The sequence below is a fragment of the Fluviispira vulneris genome, assembly GCF_014281055.1.
Taxonomy (GTDB): Bacteria; Bdellovibrionota_B; Oligoflexia; order Silvanigrellales; family Silvanigrellaceae; genus Silvanigrella; species Silvanigrella vulneris.
In genome coordinates this window covers 794,295-820,815 of record NZ_JACRSE010000001.1, presented here as the reverse complement: position 1 = coordinate 820,815, position 26,521 = coordinate 794,295, and the positions used below count along the sequence as shown (strand labels likewise).

23 protein-coding genes and 1 tRNA gene are annotated in these 26,521 nt (G+C 33.8%); 13 read left to right on the top strand and 11 right to left on the bottom strand.

The genetic code is table 11. The annotated features are described in order from the left end of the window. Positions 1 to 162: 162 nt before the first annotated feature. From H7355_RS03285 to H7355_RS03275, 3 genes are read right to left on the bottom strand one after another with little or no spacing between them, the layout of a single operon-like run. The gene (locus tag H7355_RS03285) at positions 163 to 1,782 is read right to left on the bottom strand and encodes a CpaF family protein (RefSeq protein ID WP_186645153.1); all 1,620 of its coding nucleotides are present in this window, start codon (positions 1,780 to 1,782) and stop codon (positions 163 to 165) included. Then, the gene (locus H7355_RS03280; RefSeq protein ID WP_186645151.1) at positions 1,779 to 2,606 is read right to left on the bottom strand and encodes a hypothetical protein; all 828 of its coding nucleotides are present in this window, start codon (positions 2,604 to 2,606) and stop codon (positions 1,779 to 1,781) included. The genes H7355_RS03285 and H7355_RS03280 overlap by 4 nt, the downstream gene beginning before the upstream one ends. Positions 2,607 to 2,638: 32 nt before the next feature. After that, positions 2,639 to 2,932: a Flp family type IVb pilin gene (locus H7355_RS03275; RefSeq protein ID WP_186645149.1), complete on the bottom strand. Its 294-nt coding sequence runs from the start codon at positions 2,930 to 2,932 to the stop codon at positions 2,639 to 2,641. A 256-nt stretch (positions 2,933 to 3,188) separates the two neighbouring features. Between H7355_RS03275 and H7355_RS03270 the strand changes: the two genes are divergently transcribed. From H7355_RS03270 to H7355_RS03235, 8 genes are all read left to right on the top strand, one after another. Next, positions 3,189 to 5,057, top strand: coding sequence for a pilus assembly protein N-terminal domain-containing protein (locus H7355_RS03270; protein WP_186645147.1), 1,869 nt, complete (start codon positions 3,189 to 3,191; stop codon positions 5,055 to 5,057). A gap of 7 nt (positions 5,058 to 5,064) precedes the next feature. After that, a complete protein-coding gene (locus H7355_RS03265; protein ID WP_186645145.1) occupies positions 5,065 to 5,895 on the top strand; it encodes a hypothetical protein in 831 nt (276 codons plus the stop codon). Then, positions 5,885 to 6,559: a hypothetical protein gene (locus H7355_RS03260; RefSeq protein ID WP_186645143.1), complete on the top strand. Its 675-nt coding sequence runs from the start codon at positions 5,885 to 5,887 to the stop codon at positions 6,557 to 6,559. Before H7355_RS03265 ends, H7355_RS03260 begins: the two co-directional genes overlap by 11 nt. 8 nt (positions 6,560 to 6,567) lie before the next feature. Then, positions 6,568 to 7,311 (top strand): hypothetical protein, encoded by a 744-nt coding sequence (locus H7355_RS03255; RefSeq protein ID WP_186645141.1) that lies wholly within the window; start codon positions 6,568 to 6,570, stop codon positions 7,309 to 7,311. Next, the gene (locus tag H7355_RS03250; RefSeq protein WP_186645139.1) at positions 7,311 to 8,462 is read left to right on the top strand and encodes a hypothetical protein; all 1,152 of its coding nucleotides are present in this window, start codon (positions 7,311 to 7,313) and stop codon (positions 8,460 to 8,462) included. The genes H7355_RS03255 and H7355_RS03250 overlap by 1 nt, the downstream gene beginning before the upstream one ends. Further along, positions 8,449 to 9,516: a hypothetical protein gene (locus H7355_RS03245; RefSeq protein ID WP_186645137.1), complete on the top strand. Its 1,068-nt coding sequence runs from the start codon at positions 8,449 to 8,451 to the stop codon at positions 9,514 to 9,516. The genes H7355_RS03250 and H7355_RS03245 overlap by 14 nt, the downstream gene beginning before the upstream one ends. 84 nt (positions 9,517 to 9,600) lie before the next feature. Then, a tRNA-Phe gene (locus H7355_RS03240) sits at positions 9,601 to 9,676 on the top strand. 165 nt (positions 9,677 to 9,841) lie between these two features. Further along, positions 9,842 to 10,513, top strand: a complete 672-nt coding sequence (locus H7355_RS03235; protein ID WP_186645133.1) for an O-methyltransferase — start codon at positions 9,842 to 9,844, stop codon at positions 10,511 to 10,513. Positions 10,514 to 10,526: 13 nt separating this feature from the next. Here the strand turns inward: H7355_RS03235 and H7355_RS03230 are convergent, their stop codons facing one another. Continuing rightward, positions 10,527 to 11,936, bottom strand: a complete 1,410-nt coding sequence (locus H7355_RS03230) for an O-antigen ligase family protein (protein WP_186645131.1) — start codon at positions 11,934 to 11,936, stop codon at positions 10,527 to 10,529. A 112-nt stretch (positions 11,937 to 12,048) separates the two neighbouring features. Here H7355_RS03230 and H7355_RS03225 point away from each other — a divergent pair, with 112 nt between their 5' ends. Beyond that, on the top strand, positions 12,049 to 13,236 hold the full coding sequence (locus H7355_RS03225; protein ID WP_186645128.1) for a glycosyltransferase family 9 protein: 1,188 nt from the start codon (positions 12,049 to 12,051) through the stop codon (positions 13,234 to 13,236). On the opposite strand, the gene H7355_RS03220 is transcribed toward H7355_RS03225, so the two are convergent. The 4 genes from H7355_RS03220 to H7355_RS03205 form a co-directional block, all read right to left on the bottom strand. Then, positions 13,233 to 14,228, bottom strand: coding sequence for a 2-hydroxyacid dehydrogenase (locus H7355_RS03220; protein WP_186645126.1), 996 nt, complete (start codon positions 14,226 to 14,228; stop codon positions 13,233 to 13,235). The two genes, H7355_RS03225 and H7355_RS03220, sit on opposite strands and share 4 nt — an antisense overlap. A 29-nt stretch (positions 14,229 to 14,257) precedes the next feature. Then, complete coding sequence (gene pckA / locus H7355_RS03215; protein ID WP_186645125.1) at positions 14,258 to 15,847, bottom strand: phosphoenolpyruvate carboxykinase (ATP); 1,590 nt, start codon at positions 15,845 to 15,847, stop codon at positions 14,258 to 14,260. A gap of 359 nt (positions 15,848 to 16,206) precedes the next feature. Beyond that, a complete protein-coding gene (locus H7355_RS03210; protein WP_186645124.1) occupies positions 16,207 to 18,027 on the bottom strand; it encodes an acyl-CoA dehydrogenase in 1,821 nt (606 codons plus the stop codon). A gap of 40 nt (positions 18,028 to 18,067) precedes the next feature. Then, positions 18,068 to 19,633: a tetratricopeptide repeat protein gene (locus tag H7355_RS03205; RefSeq protein ID WP_186645123.1), complete on the bottom strand. Its 1,566-nt coding sequence runs from the start codon at positions 19,631 to 19,633 to the stop codon at positions 18,068 to 18,070. A gap of 149 nt (positions 19,634 to 19,782) precedes the next feature. Between H7355_RS03205 and H7355_RS03200 the strand changes: the two genes are divergently transcribed. Continuing rightward, positions 19,783 to 20,448 (top strand): lysophospholipid acyltransferase family protein, encoded by a 666-nt coding sequence (locus H7355_RS03200; protein ID WP_186645122.1) that lies wholly within the window; start codon positions 19,783 to 19,785, stop codon positions 20,446 to 20,448. Between the two features lie 218 nt (positions 20,449 to 20,666). Continuing rightward, positions 20,667 to 21,521, top strand: a complete 855-nt coding sequence (locus tag H7355_RS03195) for a hypothetical protein (protein WP_186645121.1) — start codon at positions 20,667 to 20,669, stop codon at positions 21,519 to 21,521. 38 nt (positions 21,522 to 21,559) lie between these two features. Here H7355_RS03195 and H7355_RS03190 read toward each other — a convergent pair whose 3' ends face one another. Then, positions 21,560 to 22,111: a phospholipase D family nuclease gene (locus H7355_RS03190; protein ID WP_222435648.1), complete on the bottom strand. Its 552-nt coding sequence runs from the start codon at positions 22,109 to 22,111 to the stop codon at positions 21,560 to 21,562. Positions 22,112 to 22,326: 215 nt separating this feature from the next. Between H7355_RS03190 and H7355_RS03185 the strand changes: the two genes are divergently transcribed. After that, positions 22,327 to 23,478, top strand: coding sequence for a beta-alanine-activating enzyme beta-propeller domain-containing protein (locus H7355_RS03185; protein ID WP_186645120.1), 1,152 nt, complete (start codon positions 22,327 to 22,329; stop codon positions 23,476 to 23,478). Between the two features lie 157 nt (positions 23,479 to 23,635). Here H7355_RS03185 and H7355_RS03180 read toward each other — a convergent pair whose 3' ends face one another. Beyond that, positions 23,636 to 25,114 carry a M20/M25/M40 family metallo-hydrolase gene (locus H7355_RS03180; protein WP_186645118.1) on the bottom strand — a complete coding sequence of 493 codons (1,479 nt, stop codon included), beginning with the start codon at positions 25,112 to 25,114 and terminating at the stop codon, positions 23,636 to 23,638. 10 nt (positions 25,115 to 25,124) lie between these two features. Then, positions 25,125 to 25,508 (bottom strand): J domain-containing protein, encoded by a 384-nt coding sequence (locus H7355_RS03175; RefSeq protein WP_186645116.1) that lies wholly within the window; start codon positions 25,506 to 25,508, stop codon positions 25,125 to 25,127. 61 nt (positions 25,509 to 25,569) lie between these two features. Between H7355_RS03175 and ccsA the strand changes: the two genes are divergently transcribed. Continuing rightward, positions 25,570 to 26,475 carry a cytochrome c biogenesis protein CcsA gene (gene ccsA, locus H7355_RS03170; RefSeq protein ID WP_186645114.1) on the top strand — a complete coding sequence of 302 codons (906 nt, stop codon included), beginning with the start codon at positions 25,570 to 25,572 and terminating at the stop codon, positions 26,473 to 26,475. Positions 26,476 to 26,521 lie beyond the last annotated feature (46 nt).

The following is a 26,521-nucleotide window of genomic DNA, read 5'->3' as shown; positions in this document are numbered from 1 at the left end:
TTGATTTTGAAATAGATGAATTTGAAAATGCTCAGTCCACATGGAATAATAAAAAGTACAATTGGAAATATAAACAAATACATTTTTTTAATATGCAAATTATTATAAATTAACAACGTATAATTTATAATTAAGAATATAAAAATAAATAAAATACTGAGCTCAATTGCATTCATATAAGCACTTAGTTTTAATGGTTTTTGATTGTTCACAAAGAGCTGTAATGGAATGAATGGATTCAACACAACGCATACCATTCGCACGTCGAGTCAATTGAATAATAAAATGAATCGCTGTGCTCATCTGTTCGCGAATGGCAGTGGAAGGGAGGTTTTGTGAAGCATACATTACAAGAGTTTCGAGGCGCCTCAAAGCATCTTTTGCTGAATTAGAGTGAATAGTTGTCATACTGCCATCATGACCAGTATTCATAGCTTGCAGCATATCTAAAGCCTCTTCGCCTCGGCACTCTCCAATAACTATGCGATCAGGTCGCATGCGCAAAGCATTTTTCAGCAGTTCCCGCATAGTCACTTTACCCATTTTTTCGCTGTTCGCGCTGCGAGTCTCGAGGCGGATGACATGAGGTTGCTGTAATTGTAGCTCAGCAGAATCCTCTATTGTAATGATGCGTTCATCCCTTCCGATAAATGAACTTAAACAATTTAAAAAAGTTGTTTTGCCTGTTCCTGTTCCGCCTGAGATCAAAATATTTTTCTTATCTTGCACAATCCCTTTTAAAAGATCTGCCATTTGCTGAGTGAGAGAGGAATTATTTACAAGATATTTCATATCAATAGAATATTTTGGAAATTTTCGAATTGTGAGACAAGGTCCGTTTAATGATAAGGGTGGAATGATAGCATGTACGCGCGCTCCATTGGGCAAGCGTGCATCGCAATAGGGTGTGCTTTCGTCGATCTTTCTCCCAACTGAAGTGCATATTCTTTCAATGAGAGTCATAAGAGTGTTGTCGGAGCTGAAGATGAGAGGTGATAGTTTTAGTTGACCTTTACCTTCAAAATATACTTTTTTTGCATGGTTAATTAAGATTTCAGAAATTCCTTCATCATAGAGAGGAAGGGTTATTATTCCATAGTCGACAATTTGTGCACAAACACACCAAATTATTTTTTTGAATAAATAAATATTTTCTTCAGAAAAAATACAATGTTTTTCCCAAAAGAATGTATCTAAATAGCAACAAGCTGTCTCTACGATATCAAAGTAATGATACGTTTTTGCTTCTAATCGTAAAATTGAGTTTTGCGAGAGTTGATTTTGCACTTCTGCAAGAGTTTTTTTGAAAATATCAAGTGAGTAAATGTGAGTTATTTGTTGGTAAATAAGTGCTATTATTTCTGGATTTTTTTTGAATTGTTTAAAGTTTTCTTCAATGATTTTCGTTTTATGCTCATAGTCTGAAAATAAAAATTTTAAGTTTTCATTTCCATTTGTGCTAAATAAGAAGAGATCAAAGCATGATATATTTAAATCTTTATCTAACAAACTGCTTAGGAAGAAATTGTCATTTTGTTCATAGAAAAAATCAATTTTTTGAGAAAAAAAGGTCAAATTTTTCTTTAAAAAGAATGTATTTACTTTTTCATCCCTGATATCGAAAATGAAGCCATCGTGGAGCAGCACTTGGCAGTAGATTTTTGTTTTTTCAGAGCTTTGTATTATAATATCGCAATTTTCATTGTTGCCAATGGTAAGAATATTTTTATCCTCAATCTGTGCAATTTTATTTTCTTGATGATTTATTATCCTCCAGTTCATTGAATATATTCTCCATGTATTATTTGAAAAGTATCTTCCTTAATAATCTTTTTTATTCGAGGGTCTTCGAGAAATTTATTAAACGTTACGGCGGAGCTTTTTTTATTCTTAAAATCATTTGGATTACGTAATGAGATTGAAAATTTTGAATATTGTTTCATAAAACTAAGAATTTTCACTTCATCGGGCGAAAGATAAAAACTTAGGGAGTGACTTGGGATTTGGTTGTTGGATTTGTTTAATCGGTCACCTATACCGATAATTTCTATTCCGTCTAAGATTGTTTCTGTGGCGTTGCCAATTTGAGGGATTTGTAAATGGGCAATGATGTCTATGCGATCTCCAATTTGAATGTGAGATAATATAGGGCTAATTTCTACATCTAAAACAAAAAGTCTTTTGCCAAAAGGTATTTTTTCAGGCAAATGATGGGTATTAACTGTTGAAGAAAAGTTATTCTTAAACAGAGGAGTATTTTCTTTAATATCTATCAATATTTTCTTATCACGAAAGCTGTCAAATTCAGAATTCAAAATGTAATGTTCTTTTGTCTCACCAATGTCCATATAAACGAATTTTATATCGTTTTCATTCGCTTTTTGATTTTTGTAAATATTTTTCTGAGTAACTGCAACCGCATAGCGGTTAAGTTTTACTTTGTCGTCATCTTTTTGAAAAATAATTACAATAAGAGTATATTGTGTGAAAGTTACTAATATAGATAAAAAAAGAGATAAGTAAAAACGATTTATTCGCTGTGATTTTGTGTTTTCTATTTTTTTATTTTCTTTGTGTGTATTCCAAATAATATTTGTCTTTTTCATAAAAATTTTCTAGCAATATTTAAATTAATAAACTATAAAGTTTCTTTATCAAAAATATCTTCATCCTTTTTTATGGATGTGTTGCCTGTGACAGTTGATGCATTCTTTTGTGCTTTATCCGCAGCAGATTTTGATTTTTTTTCAGATTCGTTGATTTTAGCGATATCTTGTCCGGAAATAGCTCCTGCAAGTGCTGCAATCTTTGCTTTAATAGCTCCCCCAAAAAATGCAGTTGCAGCAATTGAGGCAACTGCGATCAGACTTAAAATGATAGCATATTCTGTTAGACCTTGGCCTTTTTCTGTTTTAATAAATAATAGAGACATATGTATAAAACCCTTTCTGAGAAATATATTCATCACAATTTTATTTATTTATTTTTATTTAATCAGAATACAGATTTTGTAATTTATCTAAATATTTGATATCAATAACTGAATATTTAGAGTGTTTAATTTGCATTGAATTTGTCTAATAAATATAGCTAATTCATCTATTAAAAAATCAGTATAGTGTCATTTGGCAATTGAAAAATTACTGAGCATAAGAACATCACATGGAACAGAGATGAGAGGGGCCAATGTGATAAAACTTTATGATAACTTAGATACATTTGAACTTAATCTCGATGGATTTAGAGTAAAATTGAAATCTCCCTCTGGACAGCAAGCAGCTAGGACTGGTTTATTAAACCACCTCTCGCTTCCTCTTCATGAAGGTTTACTTTATAGGAAAAAACGAATTTTTCATACATTTGGTATGTCTTTTTCTATCGCTATTTTTTGTTTAAATAAGTATAAAAAATTATTAAGTAAACCAGAAATTATTGAGAAAAATTGTATATTTATTGTGCCAAAAGAAAGTTTTTATACAATGGAAGTTCATCCTGAACTCACCACAAAAATTTTTGACGATTATATGGATAAAAAAATAAAAATTATAAAAAATAAAAAAGCAAAAATAATTTATTTTATTAGCAAAAATATTATTTTTATATTTACTTTTTTCTTGTTAATATTCTTTACATTGTCTGCGTATTCAAGGGAAAATTTAAACTTAAAATTGGGTAAGTCAAAAGTTATACAACTCTTTTCAGCTCCACAAAGTATTCAAATTTCAGACCCAGATATCATAGATATTCAAAGAATAGGTTTCACAAACTCGATCAAAATTATCCCAAAGCAAAATGGGCAAGCAGCTCTTACTGTTCAATATGAAGGTGGCAATGAAATGTATTGGCAGGTATATGTTGGTAAGAATATTGCAGAAGAAAGATATTCAGAGAAGACAGAAAACGAGTTTCAAGAACATTCGCTACCTTTGAGTATTTTGACAACACATTTAAAAAAAATTAATGGGCTTAAAGTATTAATTAAAAATGGACGTATTATTTTATTTGGAAAAGTGAAAAAGTTTGAAGATTTTCGATCGATTGCAAGAGAAGTGGGTATGCATGGTAAATTATTTTTTCCAACGTACCAAATAGCTACTCAGATTGAATTAGGTGTTTTGCATTCCCTCCAAGAAGATTTGAAAATATTAGGTGAAAAAAGCTTATATATTATAAATAAGGGTGGAGTCTTTACACTCACAGGTGTGCCATCATCTCCAGTTGGTAAACATAGAGCATGGGATTATTTAAATGCACTTTTACCCAATTTAATCGATGCTACGAGTCTTTTTTCAGGAGAAAGCAGTGTTGTTCAAATCAATTTTGAATTCTTAGAGGTTGGAAAAAAAGAAGGAATTGGTGGCGGAATTCAGTCTCCTGGTATGCAAGCACCAATATCAACTTCATTAAACTTTTCTTCTTCACTGATAAGCGCTCCTATCCGTGAGCCTATTCTGCAAATTGCACCGTTGAATTTCTTATTAAAAGCTCTTGAAGAAAGAGCATTCGTGCGCAATCTCGCCCAACCAGTTGTCCTTTCGCGCTCAGGTGAAAAAGCATCATTTTTAGCGGGGGGTGAGGTTCCTATCGTGACAGCGCAAAATTCTGGAAACAATTACAACTCTTCTGTGAGTTTTAAACCATTCGGAATTATGTTTACTGTACTTCCACGAGTGCAATCAGATGGGAGCATTTGGTTAAAACTTGATTTAGAAGTGAGTGATGTTTCTCAACTCTATGCCAGCCAAAACATCCCTGGTTTTACCAAGCGAAAAATAAATACTAATATTATTTTGAAAGACAATAATTTAGCGCTTTTAAGCGGATTGGTGCAAGCAAAAAACTCAAAAAATATCGAAAAATATCCATTTTTAGGCAGTATTCCTATTTTAGGCGAGCTTTTCAAAAGTAGAAAATTTCACGATGAAGAATCCGAACTTTGGATTGCTGTCTCTGCTATACGCAGTGATTTACAAGCCGAAAACAATGAAATTAAAAATTTTATGAATATGAAGGCGAAAAATTTTGAGAAAAATCTAAGTGGAAGCTTATTGGATTGAGGTTGAAATGTATTTAATCTTTGAAAGAGAAAGTGGAATCCTTCAATTTAGTTTTTGTAATTACAATGAAAGTATCTTTCTAAGAGCTTTTATTATTCATAGTATAGAAGATAAATTATTTACCTGTAACAAAAAATATTTTATTTTTTTTAATGACCTGCCAATAAAGTCAACTCAAATACTAGATTATAGATTTATATTTAAAAATAATACAGTAAAAGAATTTATTTATTTCTTGTTTTTTAGCGTATTTGTTATTTTTAATTTTGTTAAAAAAATTTTAAATGACAATATTTTAAAGAAGATTTTTATCTGGATATTTGCACTATTTTTTCTTTTTGATTTTAGTAGCAGACCAGAAATATCACTTGTGAACAATATTTATAAAAATCAAGACTTTTTAGCGTGGAAAAATCATTTTATAAAAACAAAAACTGCGCAAAAAATTGCTTTTAAAAAGCATTTTTCATTGACTGATAAAATACCCCAAATCCGAGGGATTTGGGACTTTAAAGTGATTCCTTTGACAGCACAAGCTTCTGCAGACGATAGTTACTCAGGTTTTATTGCTCTTCCATATTCTGCAGTTATTTCTATACAAGGAAAATATATCTTAATTAAAAGACCAATAGAAAGTTGCGAAGAAAATCAAATGCATGTTTTTGCTATAAATGAAAAAGATGAATTGTTGTTGTTGGAATCTACTAAGTTAATATCTCGACAGAAAAAAGATCATTTTATTCTTTTTTCTACTCTCGAATTAAAAAGATATGCACAAGAATTTGCAAATTATTGTGCATATATCAAGGAAAATGCAGGTGACTTTTTTGAGCAATAAAAGATTTCTTTTTGATATTAAAAATAATAGATATTTTTCTTTAAATGAAGCTCAGGATATTATGAATTTTAATATGCCTTCATCGGAGGTTTTTCTTGTTCTCGAAAGTGAAAAAAAATATTTGGTAGAGATAAATGAAGTTTTTTTGTTTCAAAAAGATATCTACGTATTTATTAATTTAGATGATAAAATATCTCTTTTTACAACAAAGATTAAGGGTGACAAAATATTTTTATTGCTTACCGAAAGTGTAATTCAATTCCTAGAAAAACATCTAAACAATGGGGTTTTGTTCTGTTTAGTTAAAATTTTTTTAAAGAAAATTTTAAAAAATTGGAAGATATTATCGCTGGGTTTGCTCTTTGTTATTATGCTCGAGCAAAAGCACATTCTTTCTCTCGAGGATGAATCTTATACTTATAAATATCAACTCAAAAAGAATATTTATGCAGTCTATAAAGATGTTTTGCGAAATGCACACTATGAAATAAGAACTGAGACCTATCTCCCACTCAGCAAAAATATGGATATTCCTCTAAAAAACAAGAGTATGGAGCATAACAAGCAGCAGACAACTCAAAAAAGAGGAGAACGAGTGAAAGCATTTGAGTTTGAGCCAGATATTGATCTCTTTTTAAAATTAAAAAAAGTGAAGAAAGAGTAATGGATAGAATGAGAAAAAAAACAGAATTGACTTCTGCAACGGGACAGGTGCTCATCGAAGCCCTCATTTCGCAAGTCATTTTAGCATTAAGTGCATTTGCTTTGATTGAAATTGCACGCTTACTGGCATTTAAGGCAGTGTTTAAAGCTGCTGTATCTGACATTGCTTTGCAGATTTCGCACAGTGAACTTGCGCTCAAGCGCAATAGGGCAATCCCTCAAAGTCATTCAAATTCTTCTTTTAAGAGTGAGATTTATGATGATAATATAAAAAAACAACTGCATCATACTCTTAAGCTTTTTCCCACTTCCTTTATTTCATTTGAGAAGGAATTGAATGCTGAAAATATATGGGTTTATTCAATTCCACACCATACTTACACGATCTCTCTGCAATTTGTTTTTAGTCATTTTAGTCATCCAGAAGGTGTTTATTTAAAGGTTACGACTTGCTTGCCTGTTTTATTTTCAAGTTTTTTTAATCCTTCTATACAAGTTGGTCGCAGATCTCAGGCAAAGAGAAATTGTCTTGGCCATTTTGCTGGGGCAAAATGGCACTATCCCATTTACTGGTATCGCGTGCGCGTTTCCACATATGTTCCTTGGCCTGCATCCACACAAATCTTTGAAAAAGGCTTAGCTATACCAGAAAAAATACATGGCCTAGAAGAAGATATCATAAAAGAAACAAAAGAATTTATTTATGCGGTTGATCTTTCTCAATACATATTTAAAAATAAAAAGGAAAACTGATGAATAAATTTAAAGCTTCTTGTGACTCAGGTCAGGCTTTAGTCAGTGGGCTTATCTTTCTTATTTTAGCCATGCTCAGCACTCTTTTTTTTCTATTTATTTCTGAATCATTTTATCGCGCATTTTCAAACATCAATAAAGAGAGAGAAAATAAACTGCGAGATCTATCCTTGATAGCGCACAAGTTAAATCATATTTCACTTAATAATTTACAGATCATAACAGCTCTCAGCGTTGCGCAAAATGCCTTTGCTGAGTCTGCTGAAACCGGTTTGTATATCTCTTTTTCTCAACCGTATTGGCAAACATATCAATCTCTGCAAAAAGCAAGTGTACATTCTGACGGAGATTTTAAAAAAAATGCTCTAACACAAAAAAATAAAGAATATATTAATAATATTTATAAGTCTTTTCGCTTAAAATCAGGCAGAGGGCTTTTTATTGCAAAGTCTTTAGCTGAGAAAAATAAAGTTATTATAAATTCATTGCCAAAAAATATACAAAAATACTTTGTGCAAAGCTCTAATAAAGACGTTTTTTGTCTTTCCCTTGCAAGTCAAGGAAAAAAATATATATCTCCAGGTTTTATCAATCTTCCTTTAATTGAAAATCTATATAATTTTTATTTATTGCGTGACGATTGTCAGCTATCCCATAAGAATGGAGCCTATGCAGTAGTCAATAAAATACTGCCCTTTTTATCCGGTACTGAATCCAACTTAGTACTCGATTATGAAAAATTAGCGGAGCACTTAAATCAAACAGTCAATTTTGGTCTTTCGCTTGTTTCTTTTACACAGGCAAAATCTTTTTTGTATGATCTTTATTTACAGGATAGTCCTAAGTTAAAAGCAAATGTAAAATTTACAAAAGTAACAAAATATTTTACGAAAATAAAATTTTTTAAATCTTTGAATTTAGAGAATGAAGATTTTTTTAACAGTTCTCCTAAAGATATTTTAGTGCGAATCACCCATCCGTTTTTTATTTGTTCAGCGAAATCAAAATGGCAAGGTGATTTCTTAGAGGAAAAAGATTGGCAACATTTAACCGCTTGCTCGCTGTCAGAAGGAAATTTTTATAAATCTTTTTTTACTCCTAATTGGATTGCTCTCGTGACACAGGAAAAAGGTAAAAATGAATATTTTTGAAGCTAAAGGACAATCTTTAGTGGAATGCGTGATTGTCCTCCCTCTTTTTTTTCTCACCCTCGCTGCTCTTCTCCTTCTTTTTAGGCAGCAAAACCGTGCTTATCAAGATGACAAGACTCTCTCTGTGCTTGCTCTTCCTGACGCACATTTTGCCCGAGAAGAGCGCAAGCGAGCTCTGTGGCGAAACTCAACGGACGAAAGCCAAATTGCCTTAGAGCGTATGGCTGAGAGCGCGCTCAACCCAGACCTTTTTTTTTCTACGAGTGTTGATCAGCACAATGGGGTCTTTATTGAGAACCAATCTGTTATTGCGGCGCAAGCGTCGGCTTTGTCAAACAACTGTTCCTTTTCTGCTGTTTACAACCTTCTATCCAAGGGAAATGGGACTTTTGCTTTAACGACCTGTGCCCAAGGGAATGGTTATGAAACAAAGTTGAATAAAGAGTATGAAACGCAGCTAGAGTCTTTTGCAGACGAGGAAAAAGATTCCATGCGAATTCCTGCTCGTCTTTATAAAGAAGTCTATGAGCCTATTAAACAAGTTATGACGGGTTCGGCTCTTTTTTATCCTTACCTTGAATTGAGTTGGGGGCAAAGAGAGCACGCTGTTGGAAAAAGTGTGCGCGCCTTTTTTTTGAGTCCTATGGGAAGTCAGTTTAGTAGAGATATTGCGTCCTTATTAAGTTCAACGAAAGGGGTTTTTAATGTTCATTGTTTTCTTGAACCTTTTTCCCCTACCTGCCAAGCCCAAACTCTTCGCAGTAAGTTTTCTCGCACAGCCAAAGATTCTGCAAATCTTCAGATAAATGCCTGTTTCCTTGAAAGTGCCATCAAATGCGTAGGCACCTCTGTGGCTGCGCCAGCCTGTTTCGTTGCCAAAGCTGTTGCTATTGTTGCCTCGGTTGCAGCGGGGCAGGCTTCACCGCTTTGCCCAGTGCTCAATAATACCGTGCGCACTGGACAGTGGACAGTGCAGAAAACAGTTTCTGCATATTCTTTGATCATAAAAGCGCAAGAAATAGGTTTTAGTAGTAGTTTTTTGAGTATAAATTGAGCATTAAAAAAAATATAAAAAAACTTGCTTGGAATGCTTGACTCAAATCGCATTCGTGTATTAGTCACTGTCCTACCAAGGGTTGGCACTTTAGCTCAGTCGGTAGAGCAGTGGATTGAAAATCCACGTGTCCCCGGTTCGATTCCGGGAGGTGCCACCATCTCTTTCTCCTTCTCTTCTTTATTCTTTTCCTTATTTTTAATTTTCTTAATCTTTATGAATCAAAAGACCTAAATTTTAATAAGACAACTGAAGATTTTTTTGATAAAAAATCATTTGTTTTTGTTATTTTAAACATAAGGTTGAGTTTTCAATAGGAAATGAAATGCGCTTAAAATCATACTCAAATTTATCACAATCTGTGGCAAACTATGTTGAAGGTCTCCTTAATATCGATGAATGTGCGGACCTTAAGCTCGCATTACAAATTGCTAAAAAGCGTGGAACTCCACCCTTACAGGTAATTCCTACAGACGGGCGCTGTCTCGAGATCTTAGCGCGTTCGGTTCAGGCTAAAAAAATCGTCGAAATTGGTACACTTTGTGGATACTCTGCCATATTTCTTGCAAAAGCACTTCCACCGGAAGGTAAACTTTATACTTTTGAGCAGAGTGAGCATCATGCGCGGGTTGCCAGCGAAGTTTTTACTGAACTCAATCTATTGACGAAAATTGAGATTGTCTTTGGTAAGGCTTCTGAAAAGCTTCCAGAAATAAATCATAAAGGGCCTTTCGATCTTATCTTTATCGATGCTGATAAAGCCAGTTATCCACATTATTTTGATTGGGCAATAGAAAACTTGCGCTCAGGTGGATTATTGATTGCAGATAATGTCTTTGTTTTTGGTTATATTGGCGAAGAGGAATTGCCTAGCGGAGATCTGGCAAACTTAGTTTTGGCAATGCGTGCGTTCAATCAAAAATGCGCTGAAGACGCGAGATTGGTGACAACTTTTTTGCCAACCGGTGAGGGTATGATGGTCGCGGTTAAAAAATGAATTTTAATTGATGTCAACTCAGAGCATTTCTTTTATTATCTATAATCTGCCATATGATGACATAAATAATTGCTATATTTATATATATAAAAGAGGAGTCAAAAAAAACATTTTGCGTGGTTGCGTGAAATAAGTTTGCTAATAAAGTAACAAAAAGAGGAATAAGTAAAAGAACTAAAGAATTTTTTTGTGCTTTGATTTCAAGTTTTAATACGCGAAATATTTTATAGATTGCAAACAAAATAATGCTCAAGCCAATAATGCCCACAGAGGCTAGAATTTCGAGGTAATTATTGTGAGCATTGTACTTCTGTTCAATATGAGAGAAACCGAGTTTATTATAATATTCGTTGCGGATTCCGTGATTAATCCAAAAATTCCCTTGTCCAACAGCAGGACTATCTAAAAACATTTTTGTATAAACTTTCCAAAAGTACTGACGATTGTTTCCTTCTTCGAAAGCATGTGAATTTAATATTGACTGGGCAGCTGAGTCAAATCTTTCAATCACTCCAAGTTTTTTTCCTATAAAGAAACTTGCAATGCCGATCGATGTTATAGCAATAATTGTAAAAATAGGCTTTCGCTTTAAATAAATAAGTGATGGGATTCCCAATAAAATAGCAATATTTACGAGAGTAGCTGTTCTGCCTGAACTGAGAAACACACAGGTGGTATTGGCGATTGTAATTAAAAATAAATATACATATGGTAAGTATTTATGATCTTTAAATGGGATAAAATACATACTTTTTAGATTTTTCTTAGCAATAATGAGCCATAATAATGTCCAATTAAATGTGGCATAAGTTAAACCCACTGCTGCAACAGTTAGAGGATGGCCATAGAAGCCATATACACGAAAAGTTCCATTCTGTAGTAAGTTGTCATTTGTTAAAATGGGGCCATATTTCGTATGAGAACGAAGTTCAAAACCTGTAAAATGTTGATAAGTAAGTGCGCAACAAAATAAAATAGAAGCAGGTAAAAGTCCTGCTAAAAAGTATTTGAGAGGATTAATATCAGGGAGTGATTGGTTTAGATTTTTTCCTTTCGTAAAAAATCTAAAGATTTCGTAGCGTGAAATCCAAATAAAAAAGCTAGAAATTGTGCCTGTAAAGAAAAAAGAGGAAGAGAAACTGCTATTGAGTAAAAGTGGAAAATTTTCCTTTAAATTGTATATAGATGGTGCTATTGTTTTGTTTTGAAAATAATAAGTTAAAAAATTAAAAACGGGAAATACGCAGTATAATATGAGTAAATATATACCAAGTTTTAGCATAAAGAAAGGAATTTTTTTATTTTTAACTAAATAATAACCAAAAGGCGCAAATATACAACAGAGATAAAAGCCTGCAGCTTGAACAGCAATCCCAAGATATAAGAAAAATGGTAACAAAAAGAACAGAGATCTTAAGAACATGTATTAAACTCCTCATATACATCAAGATCGCAAAAACAGGTTTTGAGTTTTTATTATTGTATGTTAAGCCATTTTTGATTTTAATGCTATGCTTAGGGGGATTTAAAATCATATGCACGATGATAAGAAAAGAATTTTAATAGTACTGCCGAGACAATTGGGTGATGTTCTATTGGGCACTCCAATCGCGCAAGTATTACGGGATAAATACCCAAATGCACAAATAGATTGGTGGAGTCATCCTATGGCGAAACAAATTCTTGAGCAAAATCCCTTTTTAAATCATCTTTTCTTTTACCCTGTTTTAAAAAAAAGTAAAACAAATAAGAATTCCATATTTAAACGACTGATAGAAAATATTGTATTTTTATATGAAAATATACAGCATTTAATTAAAATTAGAAAGCAAAAATACGATATTGTGATCGATGCAATGAATAATCCCAGAACAGCTGTGCTCTCTATGCTAACGGGAGCTCCTGTCAGAATCAGCTTTTCGACAAGTCCAATTCGAAATTTAGTTTTCAACAAATTGATTCCTCGCGAAGATTTAAATGGAATCTATTTAGGCCATGCTCGTTTAAAACTATTGCAACCGTTAGATATCAACTTACAGACAGAGCAATGCTTAAAATTGCACCCAATCATACCAATCTCTCTAGAGAATAAAGAAAAAGTACAAGATTGGTTGAATAAAGAAAAAGCAAAACTCATTAGTGCAAACATAAATATAAAACAGACCAAATCGCATATTTTCGATTATATACTTTTAAGTCCGACCCATAGACGCTCTGTACGGCGTTGGCCAGCAGCAAGTTATGTGGATTTAGCTTGGCGCTTGATACAAAAATATCAATGCCCAATTGTCTGGCTATGGGGACCTACAGAAGATGCTTATGTCAATGAAATGCATTGTGCATTGCAGCTTAAACTAAAAGAAAACAATCTAGCAATTGAGTTTAGTTTATTTCCTCCTTTATTCAGTTTGCGTGAAGCAGGCTTTCTTTCAGAACAAGCACTTCTTTGGATTGGAAATTCAAATGGCCTAAGCCATATTGCAGTTGCAGCTGGAGCAAATACTCTTGAGTTGCATGGACCCACTTCGCCAACCAGTTGGTGTCATCCAGATAAATCTAAACATTTGTCCTTACAGCGAGAGACAGGCTGTATACAATGTGAGTCAAACATCTGTCGACTGAGCAGACGTGAATGCTTGGAAGACCTCAGTGTGGAAAAGGTCTTTCAAACGGCACTTATTTTAATTGAAAATAAAGAAAAGCTCGACAATGAAGGTTATTAAATTTCTTTGCAATGCACTTCATTGATGAGTTTTGTACTCATTTCATAATCAGATATATTTTGTAACGTTGTAGTGACAATACCTGTTAAGGCTTCATGGGTTAAAAATGCTTGATGAGCGGTGACAAGAACGTTTGGAAAAGAAATCAAACGAGCAAGATTATCATCTTCAATTCCTTTTTCGGAACAATCAGAGAAAAAATATCCTTCCTCTTCTTCGTAAACGTCAAGAGCTGCTCCTTTTATAATTCCTTTTTTGAGAGCATTTATGAGTGCGCTGCTATCAATCAAACCTCCACGACTGGTATTTAAAATGATGACATTTTTTTTCATCTTAGCAAAAGCTTCATTATTTAATAAATGATAAGAATCTTTATTAAGTGGGATATGCAGAGAAATAATATCAGAATATTGGTAGAGATCATTTAAAGAAACATAAGTTATATTTTTATTGGTATTGTCAGGGAATTTATCGAATGCAAGCACTTGACAACCAAAGCCAATCATAATTTGTGCCATGGCCATTCCTATTCTTCCAGTACCAATAATTCCAACAGTTTTTTTATAGAGGTCAAAACCTGTTAAGCCATCAAGACTAAAGTTAAATTCATGCACACGATTATATGCTTTGTGGATTTTGCGATTGAGAGTGAGTAAAAGTGCAATTGTGTGCTCAGCTACTGCATGCGGAGAATATTCGGGCACATGCAATACAGTTATTTTTTGTTTTCGAGCTTCAAGTAAATCCACATGATTAAAACCAACACTGCGTAAAGCGATAAGTTGAACACCTAACGCAGATAATTCTTGGATGGTGTGTTTATTTAATTTGTCATTTACAAATGCACAAACACAAGTAAAACCTTTTGCGAGAGCTGCTGTTTCTGCATTTAATTGTAGATCTAGATATTTGATATTGTGATGAAAAGATTTGTTGATCTCTTCAAAGTAACTTTTTTCATAGCTGTGTGAACTAAAAACAATAACATTCACTTTCTTTCCAATTCTGCAGAAACTTTTTATTAATGGGAACGAGTCATTTCAATGTCTGGTCCTGCTTTCAAAACATCTTGATTTGTCTTATGAACAAATTTCTTAAAATTATCTATAAACATTTGAGCAATTTTTATTCTTTGAGTGTCATAGAGATTCTTATCTTTCCATGTGTTACGAGGATTTAATATTTGTGTCGGAATATTTTTAATTTGGCGTGGAATTTTGAAATTAAAGACATCAAAGTTTTCAAAATCCTCATTTGTGAGTGCGCCTGAGTGAATCGCATTCAAAATACTGCGCGTGTGTTTTAAAGAGATTCGTTCCCCTTCACCAAATGCACCCGCTGTCCAACCGGTATTGACTAGCCAAGCTTGGGCGGAGTGTTCACGTATTTTTTGGGCTAATAATTCGGCATATTTTGTAGGATGCCACACCATAAAAGGAGCACCAAAACAAGCTGAAAATGTTGCTTTTGGCTCTTTTATACCGACTTCTGTACCGGCAATTTTTGCAGTGTAACCACTCATAAAGTGATACATCGCCTGCTCTGGTGTTAATAAACTGATTGGAGGTAACACACCAAAGGCGTCACAAGTGAGGAAAATAATATTATTTGCATGTTTAGTTATACATGGAATTTTTGCATTTTCTATATATTCAATTTTATAGGATGCTCGAGTGTTTTCTGTTATAGATAAATTGGTATAATCAATTTTACGACTGATAGGATCGGCAACTGTATTCTCTAATAAGGTACCAAACTTTATAGCAGCAAATATTTCGGGTTCTTTTTCTTGCGAAAGATTGTCGCATTTAGCGTAACAACCTCCTTCGATATTAAATATACCATTATCCGCCCAGCAATGTTCATCATCACCAATTAATTTTCGATTGGGATCAGCTGAAAGAGTGGTTTTGCCTGTGCCTGATAGACCAAGAAATACTGAGACATCTCCTTGCGTGCCTTCATTTACTGAGCAGTGAAGTGAAAGAACACCTTTTTTGGGCATCAGATAATTCATAACGGTAAAGACACCTTTTTTCATTTCTCCAGCATAATCAGTGCCTAATATTACGATTTCTTTTTGCTCAAAATGAAATGAAATGCTTGTTTTAGAACTCATTCCTTCTGCGTTTTCATCTGCAGGATGACTGCCCGCATTGAAAATAACACAGTCAGGTTCACCAAAATTTTTCAGTTCTTCTTGAGTTGGGCGGATAAGCATATTGTGCATAAATAATGCATGATATGGGCGAGAACAAATAACCCGCACTTTTATTTGATAGGACTTTTCCCAACCTGCATAGCCATCAATTACATAGAGATTTTCTTTTGCAGATAAATAGTCAATAGCTCTCTGTTTACATGTGGTAAATGATTCTTGTGATTGGGCTATGTTAACATCACCCCAATCAATATTTAATTCACTTTCAGGATGTTTGACAATTCTTTTATCTTTTGGACTTCTTCCTGTCTTTTCACCGGAAAAAGCTACTAACGCACCTGTATCAGTGAGAAAAGAATCTTTTTCTAAACGAATTGAATGTTCATAAATTATCGGAATAGATGTATTATAAAATATTTTATTATGAATCAAACCATATTTTTTTAACATTATGTTCTTTTTCCTTTTCTTATAATATAGATGGCCATTTTTTAACATAATGATATTTAAGCGATAGTTTTAAGAAAGTCAATAACTTGAAATTTTTCTTTTACTTATTGGTACTCTTTTTGAGAGAATACTGGGTTAAGATATATTTCCAAGAAAAAAATTTTTCTTAAACCAGAGTTTAATCTTTTCTCTCCATCATCTTATAAAAGTATTTCTATGTGAGGTCAATTTTGGAAATGAGTTATTGTATAGACAATTTTGCTGCTATTTTAAAGCGTGTTTATTAAATTTTATAAAAATAAAAAATGCATCTAATTAAAAATAAAAATTAGATGCATAAAGAAACAGGACGGTAAAAATCAAAACTCAAATTCTAGACAGGAAATGTCATTTGAAACGACATTTGCTAAATAGGACTTTGCTTCAGGTAGAACATGATGTGTAAAGAATTTTGCAGTCTTGATTTTATTAGCATAGAAACGTTTTTCTGCAGCCGAAACATTTCCTGAAAGTTTTTCAGCAGCCACAACTGCTTGCTCTAATAATAAGCCTGCAATAATAGTATGGCCGAGTGCCATTAAAAATGGATAAGCGTTAACTATCGCAGCTTTGCGATCTCCTTTTTTAGCAACTTCTGCCATGTGCATAGCGGATTCAGCAATTCCAGCTATGTATTCTTCAAGTATTGCAGCTTCCGCACCAATTGCTTTATGATCCTTATATTTTTCGATAAAGTCAGTGTGTCTTTCAAGCCAACCCATGAATATCGCGCCCTCTTCCATGCGCATTTTACGGCCAACGAGATCCAGTGCTTGAATTCCATTTGTTCCTTCGTAGATTGAAGCGATTTTTGAATCGCGGAGGAGCTGCTCAACAGGATAATCCTTTGTAAATCCATAGCCTCCATAAGTTTGAATGGATTGTACTATGGAATGAAAACCCATATCGGTTGCCCAAGCTTTCACAATAGGTGTTAATAACTCAAGAAATCCTTGGCATTTCTTTTTTAATTCATTGTCCGGTGAGTGTTCGGATTCATCGTGCATGAGAGCTGCTGTATAAATGAGCGCACGGACACCTTCTACAATACTGCGTTGACGTAAAAGCATTCTTTTCACATCAGGATGATTGACAATAGCAATGCGTGGAGGGTTTGTAGCATCTTTTTTATCTGTTATATCAACCCCTTGGATGCGTTCTTTTGCATAGGCTTCTGCATTGAGAAAAGCAACAGAGGCTTGAGCAAGCCCTTGGAGACCCACACCGATCCGCGCTTCGTTCATCATGAGGAACATGTAGTTAATTCCTTGATTTTCTTTGCCAATCAGAAACCCTTCACAATCATCTTTATCACCAAAACTCATCAGACATGTTGAGTTGCCATGAATGCCCATTTTTTCTTCAAGAGAAATGCAATAAAGATCATTTTTGCCAGTGATTTTTCCAGTGTTTTTATCGAAACGCTTTTTAGGCACTAAAAATAGGCTCACACCTTCAATCCCTTGAGGAGCGCCTTCAATACGAGCTAAAACAAGATGTAATATGTTTTCAGCAAAATCATTTTCTCCACCTGAAATCCACTGCTTTACACCTTTAATACGGAAGCTTCCATCTTTGTTACGCTTAGCTGTTGATTTTAAATCGCCAACAGCACTGCCCGCTGAAGGTTCTGTAAGACACATAGTGCCTGTCCACGTGCCCGCAGCAATTTTTGGCACACAAGTTTTTTTCATCCATTCTTCACCAAAATGATAAAGCACATGGGAAGCCGATTTTGTTAAACCTGGATACATAGTAAAAGCTTGGTTGGCACTAGAGAATAATTCCATAAAAACAGCAGCAATTACGCTTGGTGCTTGGATCCCTCCAGCTTCTTCGGGATCGGAAAGCGTTAAAAAACCATTATCCACAAATTGTTTATAAGCTTCTTTAGTTCCTTTAGGTGTTGTTACTTCTTTTGTTTCTTTATTATGCACACAACCCGTACGATCTCCAATTTTATTCAGTGGTCCTAAATATTGATTACATAATGAAATTGCAGATGTTAACATTTCTCCAACGGAATCCTTAGAGTGATCAGTAAAATAAGAATATTCAAATAGTTTTTGAATATTTAAATATTCAAATAGAACAAATTCTATTTCTCTTCTGTCAACCATGAAAGAACTATTTGCTGCCATAAAACAATCTCCTAGATAATTAAAAATGAATAACTAAACATTATTGTGGTTCTGATTCTGTTACGCTCCATTTTTCATCAAAATCCTCTAAAATGAGTGAAGCAAACTGAGAGGAATACAAATTGTCCGATTTTATTGAGGCAAAATCAGAATCAACTCGTGCTAACTCGATTAATTTTTTATCTTCAATAAAAGCGAGCTTTAAAGTCTTTAGAGCATCCGCTTTTTTTCCTAAAAGTGCGAGCATACAGGCTTTATTATAAAGATAAATTGCAGTATGTGGACGCAGCTTTAAAGCAGCTTCGAAATCTTCTAGTGCATTTTCGTAACTAGAACTTTTATAATATGTAATTGCTCTTTCTGCAAAGAGGTCATCTCTTTTTGGTTCTAAAGATATTGCTTTATCGTACATTTCTATAGCAGTACCGTATTTTTTATTGTTTCTATTGATTTCAGCAAAAACAGTATAAGGTAGTTCAAATGATGGTTCTTCTTTTATTAAATAATTTAATGAATTATCTAATATATACAAAGCATTTATTTTTTTATATTCAGCAACGAGTGATGTATAGAATTGTTTGCTTTCTCCACTTGATTTTGCCGCATAGGTCGCAGCCAATGCGGCTTCTTCATTTTTTTTGTCTTTAAAATAAGCTAAAGACAAATGAGCATAAACTAAGGAATATGCTGTTGTAGAGATATATTCTTTTTCTCCAAGTATTGTGATCAATTTATTTAAATTTTCAATGGCTTTTTTATTTTTACTCTCAATCGAATATTGCATAACGGCTAACTGTAAACGTGATTCGACATCATTTCCGAGGGTGATTGCCTTTTCAAAAGCATTTGTTGCTTCTTTATAATTTCTATTATTGGCATAAGCTAAAGCAGTTTTATGCCATAGCCACCTATCAGGATATTTTTGTGCATATGATTTTAGCTTATTTGCTAGAACTTCTTTCTTTGTACTGCGAATGAGAGCTGAACTTAAATACTGAGAAATATCATCTGTTGAGGCTCCCAATTTAAGAGCGGCTTCAGCATTGCGTATAGATTCCTGTGGATTTTTTTCTGAATATATTCTTGTTTTTTCTATATACGTATCTCTATGGTTTGGGAATCGAGTCATCGTGTCAAGGTAAAGATCTTCTGCGCTTTTTACCTGACCTGTGTAGAATAAAATATCTGCACTGGCAAAACGTGTTTTAGGTCTTTCGGGGTCAATTTCGTATGCTTGGTTTATGAGAGTGATGCTTTTGTGTAGTTCTTGGGGATATTTATTACCCTGCGCAACCTGCGATTGTATGAGTTTGGCAAGAGCAACATAAGCATTGATATTCTTTGGGTTTTGCCGGATGCTTTCAATTAAAAGCTTTTCAGCTTTTACCTGTTCTCCAGGTAAAGAGTCGACAATAATTCGTTTTGCAGTTAAATAAAGCTGAGTTGAAGATTCGGAATTATAATCTTTATCGGCTTTGGAAATCAATTCCATATCTTTAACAAGTGTATCCTTGGTCGCTGTGTACGATCCTTGCTCTCCATAGACAATGAAGCTCTTGCAAAACATAGTGCCATAAAGTGTTATGGTAAGAACCCTATTTTTCAAAGAGTGCCCTTCCTCAACCTTGTGTTGTGAAGTTGTTGTACCTAGACTGGCGTATCGACGTTATTTCTTAATAATTGAGATAGACGAATATAGATATCAATGAATGAGTTGTGTTTTTAGTGTTGTAATTTCAAAGAATTAGGAATTTTATGAGGACTTTTTTATTTTATATAGGCTATTTGTACTATCTCGTATTGCTAAAAACCGTACGCATTCGCCTTGTCGGATTTGAGAATATCCAAGCGGTTTGGCGTAAAGGCAAAAATGCAGTTTTTTGCTGCCCACATAATTCAATTTTAGCTTGCTTTATTGGAGTGGATCAACAAGAAAGACCTAAAGTCTCTTTAATTGCTAGCTTAAGTAAAGATGGTGAGCTGGTTGCTAAATTGTTGTTAAAAAGAAGGTATGAAATGATCCGTGGATCCTCAAGCCGTGGAGGGCGTAAAGCATTACTTGAAATGCAGCGGGCTGGAGAGAGTGGTGTCAGTCTCGGCATTGCCTTTGATGGACCAAAGGGGCCGCCTCTTATTCCTAAACGTGGCATAGTTGGTTGTGCTCGAGTGGTAAATGGGCCACTTTTTTTGATCCATGCCCATTCTAAGAGCGGCCGTTTGTTTGGTTTTCCAAGAGCAATTCGCGTAAACTCTTGGGATAAAATGCTTATACCTGTTCCTTTCTGTGAGATTGAAGTTTTCTTTGAGAAGCTGCCTGAGCAGGAAGAGATGCATATTCAAGTTGAGGAGGAGTATGAAAAGTTTATATTAAATTATGTACAAAAAAGGTCATTTGAAGTTTTTCCTAATTTATATTCTTAAAATTATAAATTTTTAAATATTAAATTTACAATAAATGATATTCAAAATATCCATTGATAAAAAATGAAAATAGTAGATTTATAATAAAATTAAGCAAAATAAAAAATAATAAATAATGCTTTATAAAAAATATCTCTAAAGCTTGAAATAAATTTTTAATTATAGTATTAACTAGCAATTGAATTTGTGTTAACCCAAACCTGATCGAGGTCTATCGTATGAAGTTAATTTTAGGATCTGCTCTCGCTGTATGCACTTCTGTTTTTGCTTTAATTGGTTGTGGAAATAAAAATGATAACAAAGAAAAAGGTGGTCTTGATTTTAATCAATCACATCATATCACTTCAAATATAAAAAATACTCAAATCACATGTGCCGATGCTACACTTAAGGACTGTAATATCGAACTTAAAACTTCTAATAAAGGTGAAAGTATTCTTAAAGCAAAATTGAAGGTTGAAGATAATATCAATACAATTTCTGAACTTTCATTGCATGAAAATCATCAAAAATCCTTGGTTTTAAATCTCTCTGAAGATCAAAACAAAGAATTTTATAAAAATCTAGTAGCTAACTTAACTTATCAATACAACTCTGCAGATAACACAGCAAGTTTAGATTATCTCGGTGACCTGAGTGTTGCCGCTGACAAAAAGGCAGAAGCCAAAACAGCAGCAAATACAAAGGTAAAAACCGATCTAGACAAACTTTTAGAAGCTGTTAAACCAATTTTAAGCAAAGAGAGAGCGGATAAGAATACTAAAAATATAGAAACTCTTAAAGCTCTTAAAACTGATATAACCTTTGAAAGCGTATTGAATGCTTTAAATGACATTAGCATCAACAGCTTGTTACCGAAGAGTCTAACTGATAACTATAAAACTCTCGGAATCAACTTTAAGTTAGTTGGCAAAGATATTGTTTTATCTTACACTGATAATGCAAATGATGTTTGTCAATTGACTTTTGCAATATCTCCTGATCAAAAGCCTGCTAAATACGTGTATAAAATTGATCCAAATAAGGCAGAGTTTAAAACTGCTGATGGTAAAAAAACTTGCTCACTTAACTAAAATTTTAAAACTAAAAAAAAGATCAATTAAAATGCATTTTAATTGATCTTTTCGTTTTTACCATCTTCACGGATTGAAGCAGCTTTGCGTTTGTCCCAGTTCTCTTTGTATTTTGCAGCTAATTCTGTGTCAGTGATAATCAGTATATTTTCCGCATTCCGTTCTTGAGCTGCCTTGGTAAAATTAAAACTTCCCGTAATAACGGTTTTGGCATCGATGATCATAATTTTATTGTGAGCGATAGCTGGCTTAAAATCTTTCCAAAGAGGGATACCCTGATTTTGTAAAAATTTTGCGGAAGAGTATTTTTGTGAAAATTGTCCTTTATCTAAAATTACATTAATTTCCACTCCTCTCTTTTTAGCATCCACAATTGCTTTGGCTATGGGAGCACTTGTAAAAGAATAAGCTTGTACATAAACACTTTTTTTTGCTGCATCAATTTCTTTTACAATTTGTTCTGCACAATTTGAACCAGGCGTGAAACAAACTTTATAAGAAGAATCTTTAAATGTACTTGCATAAATAGGATTTAAATAAAAAAATAATGAAGAACATGTCATAATTTGTATTAATTTTATTTTGAACATTTTTTTTTCCTTTCGTTTTTGTTCCCTTAATTTATAAGCTATCCATAATTTTCTGTAAAGCACACCATATGTATGTTTTTATCTATATCGCATAAAAAAAATGCATATAAAATATTTTTATATTAAAAACATTGACTTGCACTTTTCTATTTTTTTTTGTTAATAAATTTCTCTGGAGATTTTTTATTTAGTTTTATCATTCAAGGAAATTAAAAATGTTTTTCAATAATCCGTTGTGTTGTCTGATATTATCTTTTTCTTTTTCAAGTGTAGCTTTTGCAAATAATGATTTAGAAATTAGTGAAAATTATGATAATTCGAGTTATTTAGAGGGAAATTATCAAAGATTATATGATTTTGAACCCAAAAAATTATGGCGATATTCTACTCAAGGAAGTTTATACGGTAGTCCTACAGTCGCAATAAATGGAGCCGTGTATATTGGATCGAAAGATGGTTATTTACATGCATATTATCCAGAAGATAAATTTCACAATTGGAAATTCAAAACGGATGGAGAAATATTTTCAACTCCCGCTGTTTCAGATGATGGTAGCATTTATTTTTCTTCTTTAGATAAAAATATTTATGCTTTAACGTCTGATGGAAAACTTAAATGGAAATTTATCACAGGCGATGAAGCTTATTCTAGTCCTGTCATTGGTAAAGATGGAACGATTTATGTAGGATCTAATGATCATAAACTCTATGCAATCAATCCAGACGGAACAAAAAAATGGGATTTTATTACGGGTGATGCTATTTTTTCCGCATCTCCTTCTATAGACAATGACGGAACAATTTACATTGGTTCTAATGATAATAAACTTTATGCAATCAATCCAGACGGAACAAAAAAATGGGAATATACGACAGGAGGGATGATTTATTCTTCACCTGCATTTGCTTCGGATGGAACTATTTATTTTGGTTCTTATGATAATAAACTCTATGCACTCAATCCAGACGGAACAAAAAAATGGGAATTTACAACAGGACGCAGTGTGCATGCAAGTCCGACTGTTGGTAAAGACGGAATAGTATATTTTACGTCCATGGATAGTAAGCTTTATGCTTTAACTCCTGAAGGAAATAAAATATGGGAGTTTTCTGCTGGTGGATCTATTTATTCAAAGCCACTCTTAAATAAAGCTGGTGAAATATATATTGCTTCATTTGATCAAAAATTATATTTAATTTCTAGGGATGGATATAAAATTTGGTCTTATAAATTAGGAGGATTTGTTTATTCAAGTCCTGTATTAGGTAAAGGTAATTCAGTAATCGTAAGTTCCTTTGATAAAAAACTTTATGCAATTTATGAAGATATTCAGTTGATGCCTTCGCCTTTTGATTTAAGAAATTAAAGTTGTTAACTTATTCGCATCGCTTTCAGAACGTAATGAGAAAATTCACATATTTTGGAATTTATATTTCCTTCTAATAATTGAGATGGTAAGGGAAATAGATCGAGTAAGTTAGAATAAATATTTTTTTAAGATAAAAGTCTCTGAGGTTGTTGCTTTAAATTTTTTTAAATTTAGCCAAATCTTGCAACATATGAATTTGCCCAAAAAGTGATTTTTTAAAATCTGTAAGCAATAAACTTTCATTTTCCGAATGCGCATTTGTGTAAGGATCTTCAACGCCCACAAGGATTGCCGGGATTGAACCAAACTCATCGGATAATGGTTGAACAAATGGAATACTTGCGCCACAACCAATAAATTGAGTGGTGTGCCCATAACCTTTTTCCAAAGAACGTGCGGCAATTTGGTAAACATCTTCTTTGGGATCCGCAATTGCCCACCAATTGCTTGAAGACTCGGGCTTAATTTTGAGACGGAAACCTTGCGGGCAAACAGATTGTATGTGTTTCGTTAAAATATCTAAAATTTCTTGCGGCTTCATGTTAGGAACGATACGAATTGAAACACGTGCCCATGCTGCGTCTTGAATAATATTACTTACGAGTTTACGTGAGCCACTTTGAATGGCGTTTATACTCAAAGAAGGTTGGCGCCACAATTTTTCTGCAAAATCTTTTTCCTGAGCAGTAAAAGGCAGCCCATTTAACAGACCGGTTGCTCCGCGTGCGATATTTTCCATTTTTAAGTGCGCAAAGTTTTCTCTTTCCTCTTCTGTGAGAGCTTTAACTTTATCGTTAATACCTTTGATGGCAATGTTTCCATATTCATCGCACAAAGTGGATAAGATTTTCGTAAGAGCAAAAACAGGATCGGGCAGAATTCCTCCCCAGAGTCCAGAGTGCACTGGGTGATCCAGAGCTTCAACTTCTATATCCACTGCGACGAGTCCGCGTAGGGCAGTCGTAATGCTTGGAATGCCTGAATCGACATTGGCACAATCTGTTACGATTATTCCATCTGCTCTCAATTTATCTTTGTGTTTCCTTACGAATGCAGCAAGATTATTACTGCCGATTTCTTCTTCGCCCTCAATCAAAACTTTTACATTTACTGGTAATTCCCCAGCTGTTTTTAAATACGAAGAAATTGCTGCTGTGTGTGCAATAATTCCTGCTTTATCATCTGCTGTTCCTCGGCCATACAGGCGACCATCCTTTTCTACTGGTATAAATGGATTTGATTTCCATTTTTCTTCTCGTCCTGGTGGTTGAACATCGTGATGAGCATAAAGTAACAAAGTAGGTGCACCGGGCTTATGCAGCCATTCACCATATACATAAGGATGAATGCCTTTGCCGAGTTCAAGCAATTCAACATTTTCAAGACCTGCTTCTCGCAAAAGCTCAGCAGTGGCTTCTGCGCTAAGCTTCACATCATTTTCATCGAAACCAGCAAGGCTTACACTTGGAATTTTTACAAGTTTGATTAAGTTTTTAAGTTCTTTTTCAAGATGTTTTTCACAATAATCAAGAGCATCTTGTGTTTCTTTTGACGGTGCTGTAACAAATAAAGGTTCTCCTTTTTCATTTTTACAACCACATGTAGGGGAATGAAGATGTTTAATATTTTTCATTCTAATTTCCTTATTTATTTTTTTTAACAATTTGCCAAGCTTCGTTTAAATATTGCATTGCCAAATGATTCTTATCATTATTTTTATCTGGATGCCAAAGCTGAGCGCGTTCTAAATATACTTTTCTAATGAATTCATGATCTGTATCAGTTTGTGCACTTAAAAACTCGAGAGCCCATTTTAAAGTTCCCCTCGGATATTTACTCGATTTTTCTAAACATAGGTTAAAATTATGCTGACTACTTGTATTATGTTCGCGGATTTTTTGTAATTCTTGGATTAATTCCGCTTTTTGTTTCAATCGAAGTTGCTTTTCAAGCTTTTTTTGTTTTTTTTTCTCTAATTCGATTCTTCTCTCATCAAAAGAATCATCATCGCTAAATTGGCTGCACATGTTGGAAACATTCACCTGCTGTTGTAGATCAAATTGACTTTCGTGTTATGACGCTGGTTAAATGGAAGGATGGGGCCGACCATTTACCCTCAATGCACAGAGTTTGGATAATGACATGCAGAATCTGACAATTCAAGAAAACATTTTCCGTAATATATTTATGCTTGAGACCATTGCACGGATTGGTATGAGCACTTTATATGGTTTTGCTGTATTGATTTTTGGATACACATTGATGCTAAAATCAAAGAATGCTCCACATTCAGAAAAATTTCATATAGGTGCAAGAGCTCTTTTTTTATTAGCAACTTCTTTTACTATCGTATATGGAACTCTTGAGTTTATTTTCCCAGTGAATTCATTGACAACTCAAGTTTATACAGTCATTTGTTTTGTTCTATCTGTTGCAGTCATTGCCGTAGATCGCGGAAAAGAAGGACTTCCAGCTTTTTCTTTTTTGGTGGGCGCTCTTACTTTTCTATTAGCAACGATCTCTCCATTTCTCGACCCAACGCCACTTTATAATGCAGCATCTGGCGATTGGTTGGTCTTTTTACATATTGGTACAGCCGCACTGGGAGAAGCTATTTTTGTAGCAGCATTTTGCGCATCCCTGCTTTATTTAAGAGAATATACAAAATTAAAACAAAAGAAATTAGAAAAAGTACACTCACCTATCAGTCTTGCCGCACTCGAAAAACTCGTTGAACGATCATCTTTCATTGGCTTAACTTTTATTACTATCAGTTTATTATCAGGGTTGGCCTTGATTTTTATCGGCAAAGTGACTGTGCAAGTTGGAATTGTTAAAATTCTCTGGGCATTTTTAGTTTGGGGATGGTATGTGATGACCATATTTGGTCGCAGTCTTTGGGGATGGCGAGGAAGAAAAGGGGCTCGCTTGACTGTTTTTGGTATGCTTTTGTTGATCTTAGGTTTTTTTGGGACAATTTGGCAGTACGTTTGATATTTAGTTAAATATGAATCGATAAACTGTGTTTTTTAAGGCAGAA

Coding starts and splice junctions, on each gene's coding strand:
- H7355_RS03285 (WP_186645153.1), bottom strand. CDS start 1,782: ATGAACTGGAGGATAATAAATCATCAAGAAAATAAAATTGCACAGATT.
- H7355_RS03280 (WP_186645151.1), bottom strand. CDS start 2,606: ATGAAAAAGACAAATATTATTTGGAATACACACAAAGAAAATAAAAAA.
- H7355_RS03275 (WP_186645149.1), bottom strand. CDS start 2,932: ATGTCTCTATTATTTATTAAAACAGAAAAAGGCCAAGGTCTAACAGAA.
- H7355_RS03265 (WP_186645145.1), top strand. CDS start 5,065: ATGTATTTAATCTTTGAAAGAGAAAGTGGAATCCTTCAATTTAGTTTT.
- H7355_RS03255 (WP_186645141.1), top strand. CDS start 6,568: ATGAGAAAAAAAACAGAATTGACTTCTGCAACGGGACAGGTGCTCATC.
- H7355_RS03250 (WP_186645139.1), top strand. CDS start 7,311: ATGAATAAATTTAAAGCTTCTTGTGACTCAGGTCAGGCTTTAGTCAGT.
- H7355_RS03245 (WP_186645137.1), top strand. CDS start 8,449: ATGAATATTTTTGAAGCTAAAGGACAATCTTTAGTGGAATGCGTGATT.
- H7355_RS03235 (WP_186645133.1), top strand. CDS start 9,842: ATGCGCTTAAAATCATACTCAAATTTATCACAATCTGTGGCAAACTAT.
- H7355_RS03230 (WP_186645131.1), bottom strand. CDS start 11,936: ATGTTCTTAAGATCTCTGTTCTTTTTGTTACCATTTTTCTTATATCTT.
- H7355_RS03225 (WP_186645128.1), top strand. CDS start 12,049: ATGCACGATGATAAGAAAAGAATTTTAATAGTACTGCCGAGACAATTG.
- pckA (WP_186645125.1), bottom strand. CDS start 15,847: ATGTTAAAAAAATATGGTTTGATTCATAATAAAATATTTTATAATACA.
- H7355_RS03210 (WP_186645124.1), bottom strand. CDS start 18,027: ATGGCAGCAAATAGTTCTTTCATGGTTGACAGAAGAGAAATAGAATTT.
- H7355_RS03200 (WP_186645122.1), top strand. CDS start 19,783: ATGAGGACTTTTTTATTTTATATAGGCTATTTGTACTATCTCGTATTG.
- H7355_RS03195 (WP_186645121.1), top strand. CDS start 20,667: ATGAAGTTAATTTTAGGATCTGCTCTCGCTGTATGCACTTCTGTTTTT.
- H7355_RS03190 (WP_222435648.1), bottom strand. CDS start 22,111: ATGTTCAAAATAAAATTAATACAAATTATGACATGTTCTTCATTATTT.
- H7355_RS03185 (WP_186645120.1), top strand. CDS start 22,327: ATGTTTTTCAATAATCCGTTGTGTTGTCTGATATTATCTTTTTCTTTT.
- H7355_RS03180 (WP_186645118.1), bottom strand. CDS start 25,114: ATGAAAAATATTAAACATCTTCATTCCCCTACATGTGGTTGTAAAAAT.
- H7355_RS03175 (WP_186645116.1), bottom strand. CDS start 25,508: ATGTGCAGCCAATTTAGCGATGATGATTCTTTTGATGAGAGAAGAATC.
- ccsA (WP_186645114.1), top strand. CDS start 25,570: ATGGAAGGATGGGGCCGACCATTTACCCTCAATGCACAGAGTTTGGAT.